At 66.8% G+C, this 12,505-nt stretch carries 10 protein-coding genes; 3 read left to right on the top strand and 7 right to left on the bottom strand.

Translation table 11 applies throughout. The features are described 5' to 3' along the window. Nucleotides 1-3 precede the first annotated feature (3 nt). The 5 genes from AC5Y5O_RS20775 to AC5Y5O_RS20755 all read right to left on the bottom strand — a co-directional run bounded on the left by AC5Y5O_RS20775 (nucleotide 4) and on the right by AC5Y5O_RS20755 (nucleotide 7,308). On the bottom strand, nucleotides 4-831 hold the full coding sequence (locus AC5Y5O_RS20775) for an oxidoreductase (protein WP_096285780.1): 828 nt from the start codon (nucleotides 829-831) through the stop codon (nucleotides 4-6). 52 nt (nucleotides 832-883) lie between these two features. Next, nucleotides 884-1,762, bottom strand: a complete 879-nt coding sequence (gene ppk2, locus AC5Y5O_RS20770) for a polyphosphate kinase 2 (protein WP_096285782.1) — start codon at nucleotides 1,760-1,762, stop codon at nucleotides 884-886. A gap of 151 nt (nucleotides 1,763-1,913) precedes the next feature. Continuing rightward, a complete protein-coding gene (locus tag AC5Y5O_RS20765) occupies nucleotides 1,914-3,437 on the bottom strand; it encodes an Hsp70 family protein (RefSeq protein ID WP_500027155.1) in 1,524 nt (507 codons plus the stop codon). A gap of 37 nt (nucleotides 3,438-3,474) precedes the next feature. Beyond that, nucleotides 3,475-5,742, bottom strand: a complete 2,268-nt coding sequence (locus AC5Y5O_RS20760; protein WP_500027151.1) for a carbon starvation CstA family protein — start codon at nucleotides 5,740-5,742, stop codon at nucleotides 3,475-3,477. 36 nt (nucleotides 5,743-5,778) lie between these two features. Continuing rightward, complete coding sequence (locus AC5Y5O_RS20755) at nucleotides 5,779-7,308, bottom strand: ATP-dependent DNA ligase (protein ID WP_500027149.1); 1,530 nt, start codon at nucleotides 7,306-7,308, stop codon at nucleotides 5,779-5,781. 112 nt (nucleotides 7,309-7,420) lie between these two features. On the opposite strand from AC5Y5O_RS20755, the gene AC5Y5O_RS20750 reads away from it, so the two are divergent. Next, complete coding sequence (locus AC5Y5O_RS20750; protein ID WP_096285790.1) at nucleotides 7,421-8,179, top strand: SDR family NAD(P)-dependent oxidoreductase; 759 nt, start codon at nucleotides 7,421-7,423, stop codon at nucleotides 8,177-8,179. Between the two features lie 136 nt (nucleotides 8,180-8,315). Continuing rightward, entirely contained in the window at nucleotides 8,316-10,481 is a 2,166-nt protein-coding gene (locus AC5Y5O_RS20745) for an acyl-CoA dehydrogenase family protein (RefSeq protein WP_500027146.1), read from the top strand. 8 nt (nucleotides 10,482-10,489) lie between these two features. On the opposite strand, the gene AC5Y5O_RS20740 is transcribed toward AC5Y5O_RS20745, so the two are convergent. Further along, nucleotides 10,490-11,164, bottom strand: a complete 675-nt coding sequence (locus AC5Y5O_RS20740; RefSeq protein WP_096290944.1) for a winged helix-turn-helix transcriptional regulator — start codon at nucleotides 11,162-11,164, stop codon at nucleotides 10,490-10,492. A 153-nt stretch (nucleotides 11,165-11,317) separates the two neighbouring features. Here AC5Y5O_RS20740 and AC5Y5O_RS20735 point away from each other — a divergent pair, with 153 nt between their 5' ends. Further along, nucleotides 11,318-12,142: a class I SAM-dependent methyltransferase gene (locus tag AC5Y5O_RS20735; RefSeq protein WP_096285794.1), complete on the top strand. Its 825-nt coding sequence runs from the start codon at nucleotides 11,318-11,320 to the stop codon at nucleotides 12,140-12,142. Between the two features lie 4 nt (nucleotides 12,143-12,146). Here AC5Y5O_RS20735 and AC5Y5O_RS20730 read toward each other — a convergent pair whose 3' ends face one another. After that, entirely contained in the window at nucleotides 12,147-12,491 is a 345-nt protein-coding gene (locus tag AC5Y5O_RS20730) for a Zn-ribbon domain-containing OB-fold protein (protein WP_096285796.1), read from the bottom strand. Nucleotides 12,492-12,505 lie beyond the last annotated feature (14 nt).

Here is a 12,505-nt window from a genome sequence, read left to right as displayed (position 1 = left end):
GACTCAATCGAAGTCGGTGCCGCCGGTCAGCTGTTCCCATTTCGCGATCTCACTCGCGCGGGCGTCCGCGGTGTAGCGATACAAAGCCAGCGCGTCGGGGCCCAGGAGCAGGAATGCAGGCGGTTCGCTGGATTCGACGGCGGTGACGATCGCGGCACCGGCTTTGGCCGGGTCACCGGCCTGATTGCCGTGCATCGTGTCGTTTTCCTTGCGGCGCTGTCCGGCGGTCCCGGCGTAGTCGTCGATGACCGTGGCCGACTGCACGAGCGAGCGTCCGGCGAAGTCGGTTCGAAACGCTCCAGGTTCGACCACCGTCACAGAAATTCCGAGCGGGGCCAACTCGCCGCGAAGCGCGCCGCTCATGCCCTCGAGTGCCGCTTTGGCGGCTGAATAGTAGCCCGATCCCACCGGCATCACCTGGGCGCCGATCGAGGAGATGTTCACAATCGCGCCGCTGCGGCGCGCCCGCATGCCGGGCAGCACGGCCTTGATCATCGCGACGGCACCAAAGAAGTGCGTGTCGAACAGGGCGCGGACTTCGGTGTCGTCGCCTTCTTCGACTGCGGCTCGATAGCCGTATCCGGCGTTGTTGACCAGCACGTCGATGCCGCCGAACCGCTCGTCGGCCTGCTCGACGGCCGAAGCGATCTGGTCGGGTTTGGTGACGTCCAGCGCGACGGTCAGCACCCGATCCGGAGCGATGTCGGCCAGTTCGGCGACCTTCGCGGCGTCGCGTGCGGTGACGACGGCATTGTGGCCGGTGTCGATGACGGCTTCGGCGAGGGCTCTGCCGAGTCCGGTTGAGCAGCCGGTGACGAGCCAGGTGGGCATGGGCGATCCCCTTCGGTGTGGTGGCGCAATCAGCTCCGGCATCGTTTCTAGCTCAGTCGGTCAGTGCGCGGCCCACGATCAACGGATCCGGTTCGCTCACCACCTCGTCGTCCTTGTCGTCGTAGTCGGATTTAGCGAGCACATAGCGCATGGCGTTGATGCGTGCCCGTTTCTTGTCGTTGCTGCGCACCACGATCCACGGCGCAACATCGGTATCGGTGGCCTCGAACATTGCTTCCTTGGCCTCGGTGTACTGGTTCCAGCGATCTATCGACTCCATGTCCATCGGCGAAAACTTCCAGTTCCGGACGGGATCGACCAGCCGGATGGCGAAGCGGGTCCGTTGTTCGGCGGGGGAAACGGAAAACCACAGTTTGGTCAGGCTGATGCCGTTGGCGACCAGCATCCCCTCGAAAAGCGGTGCCTGTTGCATGAATTCGGCGTATTGCTCGGGTGAACAGAAACCCATCACCTTTTCGACGCCGGCCCGGTTGTACCACGACCGGTCGAACAGCACCATCTCGCCACCGGACGGCAGGTGACTGATGTAGCGCTGGAAATACCACTGTGTCTGTTCACGCTCCGTCGGCTTCTCCAGCGCGACGACTCGCGCCCCGCGCGGATTGAGATGTTCCATGAACCGCTGAATGGTGCCGCCTTTGCCGGCCGCGTCGCGTCCCTCGAACACGATGAGGTGCCTGCATCCGTTGCGCTTGCTGTGGTTCTGCAGCTTGAGCAGCTCGATTTGCAGGCGCCGTTTCAAATCCTCGTATTCGTCGCGCGGCATCCGGTGCTCGTAGGGATACCGTTCACGCCACGTCTGGATGTGATTCCCCTCCCGGTCGAGCAGGATCGGGTCGTCGTCATCGTCGTCCCTGACGGTGTAGCCGTGTTCGGGAGTGGACAGGGCCTCGAGGTCTATCTCTGCCATGTCATCCGACGCTAGTCCCAGGGACGGCGCCGGTGGCCGGCGACGTACGCTCGGTGCCCGCGGCGGCGACTCCGGCTACCGGTTGCACGCCAAAGCCCATGGTGCACTGAATCATTCGATCCAGCGGCGCGTAGTCCCGGCCGTCACCCAGTTACGACACCGACGCGGCGCGCCGCTCCAGGCGATAGGTTCGCATGAATCCGCCCGGGTGCGTCGTGAGCGTCACCTCGACCGCGCCGCTGGGCGCGACGACGTAGCGCTCCTCGACATCCGGCCCGTTCGTGCACCGGCCGACCGGCTGGCGCCCGAGGTCGTCGCGGTCGTAGAGCGCGGGGTCGAAGGGAAACAGAACCGGATCGTAGGGCGTCACGTCCCCGTCGGGGCGGCCGTTGACCAGGCGGCTGCACTCCACGAAGCGGAAGTGCCCGATGTTGTGCGCTGCCTGGTATGTCCGCCGGACGATGAGCGGCGTCTGGCCGTCGGCGGGCAGCGAGACGTCTTTGCCCACGATCGGATCGAAGACGACGCCGGCGCCGGCTTCGGCCTCGCGGAACACCCCGAAGTGTCGCGAAAAGCGTTCCGACAGCGCGAAACCCGACTCTTTGTCCAGGAAGACGGCAAGGCCGATGGCCGTGGCGGCAAACGGATGAGGGGAGCGTTTCACCCGCTTCTCGCCGAAGGTGCTGCGCAGCATCCGGGAGATCAGGGGGAAGCCGCCGGCCCCGCCCACCACGTAGATGCCGGCGACCTCGGACCACGCCACGTCCCCGCTGCCGTCGCGCAGGATGCGGTTGAGGAGTTCGATCGTGGGCTCGACGAGCGGCGCACAGGCCGCGTAGACGTCGTCGATGCCGCACGAAAACGGTGCCCGGTCGACCCCGTCGTCGATCCCGGACATGTCGACCAGGAAGCGCCTCGTCTGCGGCCCGACGGCCTCCTTGCGAAGCGCACACTCCTCACGGAGAAGGTCCAGCGCGGCGGAGTCCACGTCGCGAAGTTTCGCGCCTTCGGAAACGAGTCGCACAATCGCCTCGTCGAAATCGTCGCCGCCGAGTCGCTGAATGCCCTCGCTGATCACGACCTCATTGGAGTGCCCGGTCATCTTGAGCAGCGACGCGTCGAAGGTGCCGCCGCCGAGGTCGTAGATGAGCACGTATTCGCGTTTGGCGGTGATGGTGGAGCGGTATCGGTGGGCGTATTCGAGGCTGGCCGCGGACGGCTCGTTCAGCAGTGCGACGACGTGAAAACCCGCCGCCACGAAGGCGTCCAGCGTCAACAGGCGCTGGGCGCTGGCGGCATTGGCGGGCACGCTGATGGCAGCCTCGATGGTGTCACCGGCCGTCAGGCTGCCATTCGAGCGCTGCAGAAGATCGCTTTTGAGCTGGGCCAGAAATCCGGTGAGCAAGTCGGTCAACCGATAGCTGCGGCCGGCCAGCGTCACCTCGGTCTGTGGCCCGGCGTCGTTGAGCAGGCGTTTGATCGATCGCAGCACCGACCATTCCGGATCGTGGCGAACGGCCGCGGCGTCGACCCCGAAGCGCAGTTCCCCGGCCGTGTTGGCGGCGATGAGTGACGGCCAGGCATCGACGCCGTCGAACGAGACGACCGGGTAGTTACCACGGTCGACGAGCGCGACGACAGTGTGGGTGGTGCCGAAGTCGATACCGACTCTCATTCCGCACGATCTTAGTGTGGTGCAGCGAACTTCGGGACTATCGATTTCCGGCGTGGCGCTCGCCGGACGACGCTGCCTGCGGTGTCGCCCATTGGCGTTGCACCTCTCGCTCCGCGGGGGTGGCTATCAGGCTCGACGGCGCGAACTTCTTCGACGGGATCGGGTCGTCCTCGGTCAACGGCCGGCCGCCGCCGCGAATTGCTTTGAGCGCGACGACAATTCCGATGACCAGCACGATGACCACCACGACCGCGAAAAGTATCGACAGCGTTCCCTGGATGAAGGTGTTCCTGATGACCGCGTCGAGCTGATGGACATTCTTGGCCGAACCGAACGCGGTTTTGCCCGCGTCCTTGGCCGCTGAGTACTGTAAGTGCTGGGACCAGTAGCCGATCGCCGGGTCGGCGGAGAAGATCTTCTGCCACGACGCGGTCAGGGTGACCGTCAGATCCCACAGCAGCGGGACGCCCGGGATCCACGCCCACTTCAGCAGGCCCTTCTTGACGACGATCACGGTGACGACCGTCAGCGCAATCGCGGCGAGCAGCTGGTTGGCGATCCCGAACAGCGGGAACAGCGTGTTGATTCCGCCGAGGGGATCGGTCACACCCATCAGCAGGATGCTGCCCCATGCCACTGCCACGATCAGGCTGCAGACCCAGACCCCGGGGCGCCAGCTCGGATTGCGCAGCTTGGCCAGCGGACCGCCCAGGTTGCCGAGCGCGTCGGAGAGCATGAAGCGGGCGACCCGGGTGCCGGCGTCGACGGCGGTCAGGATGAACAGCGCCTCGAACATGATCGCGAAGTGGTACCAGAACGCCTTGAGGCCGCCGCCGCCGAACGCCCGGTTCAGGACCTCGGACATGCCCACGGCCAGCGTCGGGGCTCCACCGGTGCGCGACACGATTGACTTTTCACCGACGCCGGCGGCGGCCTGATTGAGCTGGTCCGCGGTCGCCGGCGCCCCGGACAGGCCGAGTCCGTTGACGTAGTGTGCGGCCGTGGCCGCGGTGCCGCCGGTCTGCGCGGCCGGGGCGTTCAGTGCGAAGTACACGTGCTGGTCCAGAATCGCCGCGCTGATCAGCGCCATGATCGCGACGAACGATTCGGTCAGCATGCCGCCGTAGCCGATGAAGCGCATCTGGCTTTCCTTCTCCAGCAGCTTCGGCGTCGTCCCCGAGGAGATCAGCGCATGGAACCCGGACAGCGCGCCGCACGCGATGGTGATGAACAGGAACGGGAACAGTGCGCCGGGAAAGACCGGCCCGTCGCCGGTGTGGGCGAACCGGGAGACGGCGGGCGCCTGAATCAGCGGGTGCGCGATAAAGATGCCGACGGCCAGCAACGCGATGGCGCCGACCTTCATGAAGGTCGACAGGTAATCGCGCGGTGCCAGCAGCAACCACACCGGCAACACCGACGCCACGAAGCCGTAGATGATGATCAACCACGACACCGTGACCGCTGACAAGTTCAACCAGGATGCGCCCCAAGAGGTTTCGCCGACCCAATTGCCGGAGGCCACGGCGATCATCAGCAGCATGAAGCCGATCACCGACACCTCGGCCACCCGCCCCGGGCGCAAGAATCGCAGGTAGCAGCCCATGAAGAGGGCGATCGGGATGGTCATCGCGATCGAGAAGACACCCCACGGGCTCTGGGACAGGCCTCGCACCACCACCAGCGCCAGCACCGCGACGATGATCACCATGATGACGAAGGCGCCGACCAGCGCGGCGGCCCCGCCTGCCGCGCCGAGCTCGTCGCGGGCCATCTGGCCCAGGGACCGGCCCCGGCGCCGCGTGGAGATCCACAGCACCAGGTAGTCCTGGACGGCGCCGGCGAACACCGCGCCGACGATGATCCAGATGCTGCAGGGCAAGTAGCCCATCTGGGTCGCCAGGACCGGGCCGACGAGCGGTCCCGCCCCGGCGATCGCGGCGAAATGATGGCCGAACAGCACCCGACGGTCGGTCGGCACGTAGTCGGTGCCGTCGTCGAAAACTTCGGCGGGCGTGGCGTGGTCGTCGCGCGGGCGGACGATCTTCGTCTCGATCAGCCGCGCGTAGAAGCGGAATCCGATGATGTAGGTGCAGATCGCGGCGACCACGATCCAGACCGCGTTGACCGTCTCGCCGCGCAGGAACGCGACGACGGCCCAGGCAAGGGCGCCGATTACCGCGATGATCCCGAACAAGATCTTGTGGCGGAAGCTGATGGGGGAGTGGTCGATGATGGCGACGGGGGGCAGGTCATCGTCCGTGTGGATGTAGCGGACATCGTTGTCGTGCACAGTCACGGTCAAACCCTACGACGACGAGAGGTTTGCCGCCCAGGCGAATCAGTACAGCGCACGGACGTTGTCGATCGTGTCGGCATCGGCCGGACTCTTGTCGTCGCGATAGCGCACGACCCGGGCGAATCGCAGCGCCACGCCGCCCGGGTAGCGCGTGGACTTCTGCACACCGTCGAGCGCGATTTCGACGACCTGCTCGGGACGCAGTTGGACCACGTAGCCGTCCATCGATCCGGCGGCGAGCTCGGTGAACCGCGCCGTCTGCCAGTCCAGCATCGCGTCGGTCATCCCCTTGAAAGTCTTTCCCACCATGATGAATTCGCCGGTCACCGAATCGCGTGCGCCCAGATGGATGTTGGACAGCTTGCCGCTTCGGCGCCCCGAACCCCACTCGACGGCGAGCACCACCAGGTCGAGGGTGTGGACCGGCTTGACCTTGAGCCAGCCCGCGCCGCGACGGCCGGCAAGGTAGGGCGCACCCGGCGCCTTCGCCATCACGCCTTCGTGACCGGCGGCCAGCGTCGCCTCCAGAAAGGCCGTGGCCGCGGCGGAATCGGCGGTGGCCAGCCGGTCGACCCGCTGCCGGGCCGGCACCAGCGCGTCCAGCGCGTCCAGCCGCTCGATGGTCGGGGCGTCCAGCAGGTCGACGCCGTCGCGGTGCAGGAGGTCGAAGAAGAACACCGAAAGTGGTTGCGCCGCCCGTGCTGCGGCCACGTCGACCGATCGGCCGAACCGGGATGCGGTTACCTGGAAGCGGTGCGGCCGGTTGTCGGGCCGCAGCGCGATCGCCTCACCGTCGGCGATGAGGTCGGTGACGGGCAGCGCCAGCGTCGCCTCCACCACCTCGGGCAGCCGGGCGGTGACGTCGTCCAGGCTTCGTGTGTAGACGGTGACGACATCACCGGCGCGGTGGATCTGCACTCGCGCGCCGTCCAGCTTGGCCTCGAAAATCGTTGTACCGCTGTGCCTTTCAAGTGCGTCGGTCACACTGGTGGCGGTCTGTGCCAGCATCGGGCCGACCGGTTGGCCCACCTTCAGGGCGAAGGCCTGCAGCGCCACCGCTCCGCCGGACAGGGCGGCCGCCGCCGCCGAGGGCAGATCGCCGCCCAGCATCGCCGCGCGCTGGACCGCGGCGGCCGGAATCTCGGCGGCCTTGGCGACCGCGTCGGCCATGATCCCGGCCAGCGCTCCTTGACGCAGTTCGCCGGACAGCAACCGCACCAGGAAGGTCTGCTCGGATTCGGTCGCGGCGGCCATCAGCTTGGCGAGGAGTTCGGCGCGACGAGCCTGCGATCCCTTGCCCGCGACCGCGCCGATCTCGGTGAAGCTGGCGTGCACACCGGTCACCGTCAGCCGCGGCTCGGCCGCCGCCGGTGGCCGCGTCCGCAACGATGCCCAGCCCACGCCGATCTGGCGTTGCGGGAGCTCACCGGAAAGCCATGACACGACGATGGCGACCACTTCGGGGTCGGATGCGGCGCGGCTGAGCAGGTCGGCGATGCGCGCGACCTTGGTCAGCCGCGACGACGTGGCGCCGACGTCGATCGATGTGGCTACCACCTCGAGAAGGAGCACGTTTGTCAGCTTGGCACGGCTCGGTGACAACCCTGCCGGACGGACACGCTAGCGTTCCTGCGTAACGTTACAGATTGCACACGATCTGACAACCCGAAAAGGAGAGGCCCGGATGGAGATCAATGGGAAGAAGGCCGTCATCATCGGCGGCGCGTCGGGGATGGGTCGGGCCACGGCCGAACTGTTCGCCGAGCGTGGTGCGGATGTTGCCATCTTCGACCGCGAGGGTTCCGACGGTAAAGCCGTTGCCGAAGGCATCAGTGGCGCGTTCTACCCGGTAGACGTCACCGACTACGCGGGAACCGAGGAGACACTGCAGACCGCGGTCGACAAGCTGGGCGGCCTGCATGTCGTGGTCACCACCGCCGGCGGCGGTATCGCCAAGCGCACGCTGACCAAGTCGGGCCCCCACGACCTCGAATCCTTCCAATCGGTTATCGATCTCAACCTGATCGCCACCTTCAACATCAGTCGGCTGGCCGCCGCGCACATGGCCAAGAACGAGCCCGAGGACGAAGAGCGCGGCGTCATCATCAACACCGCGTCGATCGCCGCGTTCGAGGGCCAGATCGGGCAGGTCGCCTACACCGCCGCCAAGGCGGCGATCGCGGGCATGTGCCTGACCATGGCCCGCGACCTGGGCTCGATGGGGATCCGGGCGCTGGCGATCGCCCCGAGCCTGTTCCTCACCGGGCTGACGTCGATGGTTCCCGACGAGATGGCGGCGACGCTGACCCGAGACGCGGCGTTCCCCAAGCGGATGGGCCGTCCCGAGGAGTACGCCAAGCTGGCGTTGGCGATCGTCGACAACCCGATGCTCAACGGCCAGTGCCTGCGCCTGGACGCCGGACAGCGCTTCGCACCCAAGTAGCGACCCGCGAGGGGCCCGTTAGAAGTCTCAGCGCAATAAGTACACTCTTTAGGCAGCCGCCCCGCTCCCCCTCGGAGCGGGGCCGGCTGACCACCCGGCGACGCTGCGGGGTGGGTACTGGCGCGAGGAGGTCCCCATGGGTATCGCACTTACCGACGACCATCGTGAGCTCGCCGAGGTCGCCCGGTCATTCTTGACTTCGCAGAAGGCGCGCCCGGCGGCGCGAGCCCTGCTGGACAGCCCCGACGAGAGCCGGCCCACCTTCTGGCCCGACATCGTCGAACTCGGTTGGCTCGGCCTGCACGTCGACGAGGAACACGGCGGCTCCGGCTACGGATTGCCCGAGCTGGTCGTGGTGATCGAAGAGCTCGGTCGCGCCGTCGCCCCGGGCCCGTTCGTCCCGACCGTGATCGCCTCGGCCGTGATCGCCAAAGACGGCTCTGCCGAACAGAAGTCACGGTTATTGCCCGGGCTGATCGATGGATCCGTCACCGCGGGCATCGGGCTGGACAGCCGGGTGCAGGTCAAAGACGGTGTCGCGGACGGCGAGGCCGGAGTCGTGCTGGGCGCGGGGCTGGCCGACCTGCTGCTGGTCGCCGCCGGCGACGACGTGCTGCTGCTGGACCGTGGCCGCTCGGGCGTGTCCATCGAGGTGCCCGACAATCTCGACCCCACTCGCCGTTCCGGGCGCGTACACCTGACCAACGTCAGCGTCGGTTCCGCCGACATCATCGCGGGCGCACGGGAATCGGCGCTGGCCCGGGCGCGGACCTTGCTCGCCGCCGAGGCGGTGGGCGGAGCATCCGACTGCGTCGACGCTGCCGTCGAGTACGCCAAGGTGCGCCAGCAATTCGGCCGCACCATCGCGACATTCCAGGCGGTCAAGCACCACTGCGCGAACATGCTCGTCGCCGTGGAGTCGGCGACGGCCGCGGTCTGGGACGCCTCGCGCGCGGCCTCCGAAGACGAGGAGCAATTCCGCCTGGTCTCGGCAGTCGCTGCGGCACTGGCATTTCCGGCCTACGCGCGTAATGCCGAACTCAACATCCAGGTGCACGGCGGCATCGGTTTCACCTGGGAGCATGACGCGCACCTGCATCTGCGCCGGGCACTCGTGGCATCCGCGCTTTTCGGCGGCGACACTCCGGCCCGCGACGTGTTCGAACGCACCGCGGCGGGAGCCGTCCGGGAGAACAGTCTGGATCTGCCTCCCGAGGCCGAGGAACTGCGCACCCGGATCCGGGCCGACGCCGCCGAACTCGCCGCCCTGGACAAGGAGGCGCAACGCGACAAGCTGATCGCGACCGGCTACGTGATGCCGCACTGGCCCAAGCCGTGGGGCCTGGCCGCCGATGCGGTGGAGCAGTTGGTCATCGAGGAAGAGTTCAAGGCGGCCGGCATCAAGCGTCCGGACTACGGCATTACCGGCTGGGTGATCCTGACCCTGGTCCAGCATGGAACTGATTGGCAGATCGAAAGATTCGTCGAGAAGGCGTTACGCAAAGACGAGATTTGGTGCCAGCTGTTCTCCGAACCCGAGGCCGGCTCGGACGCGGCGTCCATCAAAACCAAGGCCACTCGCGTCGACGGTGGCTGGAAGATCAACGGGCAAAAGGTGTGGACCAGCGGAGCCCACTACTGCGCGCGCGGCCTGGCCACCGTGCGCACCGACCCCGATGCGCCCAAGCACGCCGGCATCACCACGGTGATCGTCGACATGAAAGCGCCCGAGGTCGAGGTGCGGCCGCTGCGCCAGATCACCGGCGGCTCGGACTTCAACGAGGTGTTCTTCAACGATCTGTTCGTTCCCGACGAAGACGTGGTCGGCACTCCCAACTCGGGGTGGACGGTCGCCCGTGCCACGCTGGGCAACGAGCGGGTCAGCATCGGCGGCAGCGGGTCGTTCTACGAGGGATTGGCGACCGCACTGGTCGAGCTGGCCAAGCAGCACGCAGATCGGTTGGCGGGCGCCGACATTCGAGTCGGGTCCTACCTGGCCAACGAGACCGCGTTGCGCCTGCTCAACCTGCGCCGGGTGGCCCGCAGCGTCGAAGGCGCGGGACCGGGGCCGGAAGGCAACGTGACCAAGCTGAAGCTAGCCGAGCACATGGTGGAGGGCGCCGCGATCATGGCGGCCCTGACCGGCCCCGAGGTCGCGCTGGTGGACGGCGCCGGGGCCGCGCCGGGCCGGCTGATCATGGGCGCACGCGGCATGGCGATCGCCGGGGGCACCTCGGAAGTCACCCGGAACCAGATCGCCGAGCGGATTCTGGGTATGCCGCGCGACCCGCTGATCAACTAGCGGTCCCGTCAGGCCGGGCGGGGCACCGCCGCCAATCGTGATTGACCGATCCAGCCCTGCACGGCCCGGCGAGCCCCGGCGCTTCCGTGGATAGTCAGTGTGCCGCTCAGCATGGCGCGCGACCACGAGATGTCACCGCGCCACAACTCGGTCAGCGTGCGCAGGGGCGTCTCGACCGTCGCGGCGACCTCATACCCCGGGTCGAAATCGCATACGTCAGCAGATCCTTCGGACACCATCAGCCACCAGCGCGAGGCCTTGACGGGCACCTCGGTGAAGCGGAACGCCACCACTGTGCGCGCTCGCGGCCACTCGTCGATGGAGATCGAGCGATGGATATCCCACATCAACAGGTGCGGATCCAGATCGTCGTCACCAATCTCGGGCATCCAACGCAGCCCCCACTCGCCGAGTGCATCCACCACCGGCGCGAGTTCCCGCCCGCACGGTGTCAGTGCATACGAGGTTCGGCCGTCGACATCGGTGCGCTCGACAACACCGGCGCGGCTGAGCGACTTCAGTCGCTTGGACAACAGTGCCGGCGACATCTTCGGGACTCCGCGTCGTAGATCGTTGAAATGCGCACTGCCTTGCAGTAATTCACGCACGACAAGCAGTGTCCACCGTTCATCGAGCAATTCCATCGCCTTGGCGACCGGACAGAACTGACCATATGTCGTCATCTGGGCGCTTCCCTTCACGTGTGTCCAGTACACGCCATACCAGCGGGATTAACTAGTACAAATTGTGTACCTCAAGGGATTCAGATCTGGCACTTTAATCGGTTGATCGGTCAAGCAGACGATGGTGGCCAACGACCGGAAGGGAAGGCCATCATGACCGCAGCAGCGAAAGCTGACCGCATCGGCGAAGAAAGCAAGCACCGGGCGGTGTGGGCTTTGGGCGACTACAGCGCGGTAGCAGCCGCGGTCGCGGCGCCATTGGGGCCGATACTGGTGCAGGCGAGTGGGATCGGCGTGGGCGATCGGGTGCTAGACGTCGCCGCGGGCAGCGGCAATGTCGCGATACCGGCCGCGGAAAGCGGTGCCGATGTGGTGGCCAGTGATCTGTGCCCCGACCTATTGGACCGCGGTCAAGCGATTGCTCGGACCCGCGGCATCGAGCTGCAATGGCTCGAGGCCAACGCCGAAGCGCTGCCGTGCGATAGCGACGGGTTCGACGCGGTGCTGTCCTGCGTCGGTGTGATGTTCGCGCCGCGCCACCAGCGCGCCGCCGACGAGTTGGTGCGGGTCTGTCGGCCCGGCGGGACGATCGGGTTGATCAGCTGGACACCGGAAGGATTCGTTGGTGCGATGTTCGCGACGATGCAGCCTTACGTTGCGGCGCCACCACCTGGTGCGCAGCCCGCGACGATGTGGGGCGACACCGACTACGTGCGTGCCCTGCTGTCGGACCGCGTCGTTGAGTTCAGCGCGCAACGCCGTGTGCTGCAAGTGGATTGCTTCGCCGACGGGGCAGCTTTCCGCGACTTCTTCAAGGCGAATTACGGGCCGACGCTCGCCGCGTACCGCGGTATCGCCGACGAGCCGGAGCGCGTTGCCGCGTTGGACACGCAGCTGGCCGAACTAGGCAGCCGATACCTGGTCGGGTCCTCGAAGATGGAGTGGGAGTACTTGTTGGTGACTGCGCGCAAGCGCTGATCAACTAGAGCGGTGCGAACAACGGCGCCCCGCCGGCGCCCTTGTGCGGCTTGATGCTGACCGGCATCCCGCACGTCACCGAATCCGGTTCGCAGTCAACGATATTGGCGGCAACCCGCAGCCCGGCCTGTTCGGCGAGCTCGACGATGGCGATCACATAGGGGACGGGGATCTCCGGGTTATACGGATGGTGGTTGACGGTGTAGGTGAACACCGTGCCCTGTCCGGAAATCGGGCGCGCGACCAGCCTGGCGCCGCATTCGCGGCATTCGCCGGTCGCGGGATGCACCCAGCGCGAGCAATCGGCGCAATGCTCGATGAGCAGCGGTGATGTCGACTCGGCTGACACGGGCAATACAGTAC

It is taken from the genome of Mycobacterium sp. NGS40 (assembly GCF_059812735.1).
This window is presented reverse-complemented; position numbering and strand designations above follow the sequence as displayed.

Coding starts and splice junctions, on each gene's coding strand:
- AC5Y5O_RS20775 (WP_096285780.1), bottom strand. CDS start 831: ATGCCCACCTGGCTCGTCACCGGCTGCTCAACCGGACTCGGCAGAGCC.
- ppk2 (WP_096285782.1), bottom strand. CDS start 1,762: ATGGCAGAGATAGACCTCGAGGCCCTGTCCACTCCCGAACACGGCTAC.
- AC5Y5O_RS20765 (WP_500027155.1), bottom strand. CDS start 3,437: ATGAGAGTCGGTATCGACTTCGGCACCACCCACACTGTCGTCGCGCTC.
- AC5Y5O_RS20750 (WP_096285790.1), top strand. CDS start 7,421: ATGGAGATCAATGGGAAGAAGGCCGTCATCATCGGCGGCGCGTCGGGG.
- AC5Y5O_RS20745 (WP_500027146.1), top strand. CDS start 8,316: ATGGGTATCGCACTTACCGACGACCATCGTGAGCTCGCCGAGGTCGCC.
- AC5Y5O_RS20740 (WP_096290944.1), bottom strand. CDS start 11,164: ATGACGACATATGGTCAGTTCTGTCCGGTCGCCAAGGCGATGGAATTG.
- AC5Y5O_RS20735 (WP_096285794.1), top strand. CDS start 11,318: ATGACCGCAGCAGCGAAAGCTGACCGCATCGGCGAAGAAAGCAAGCAC.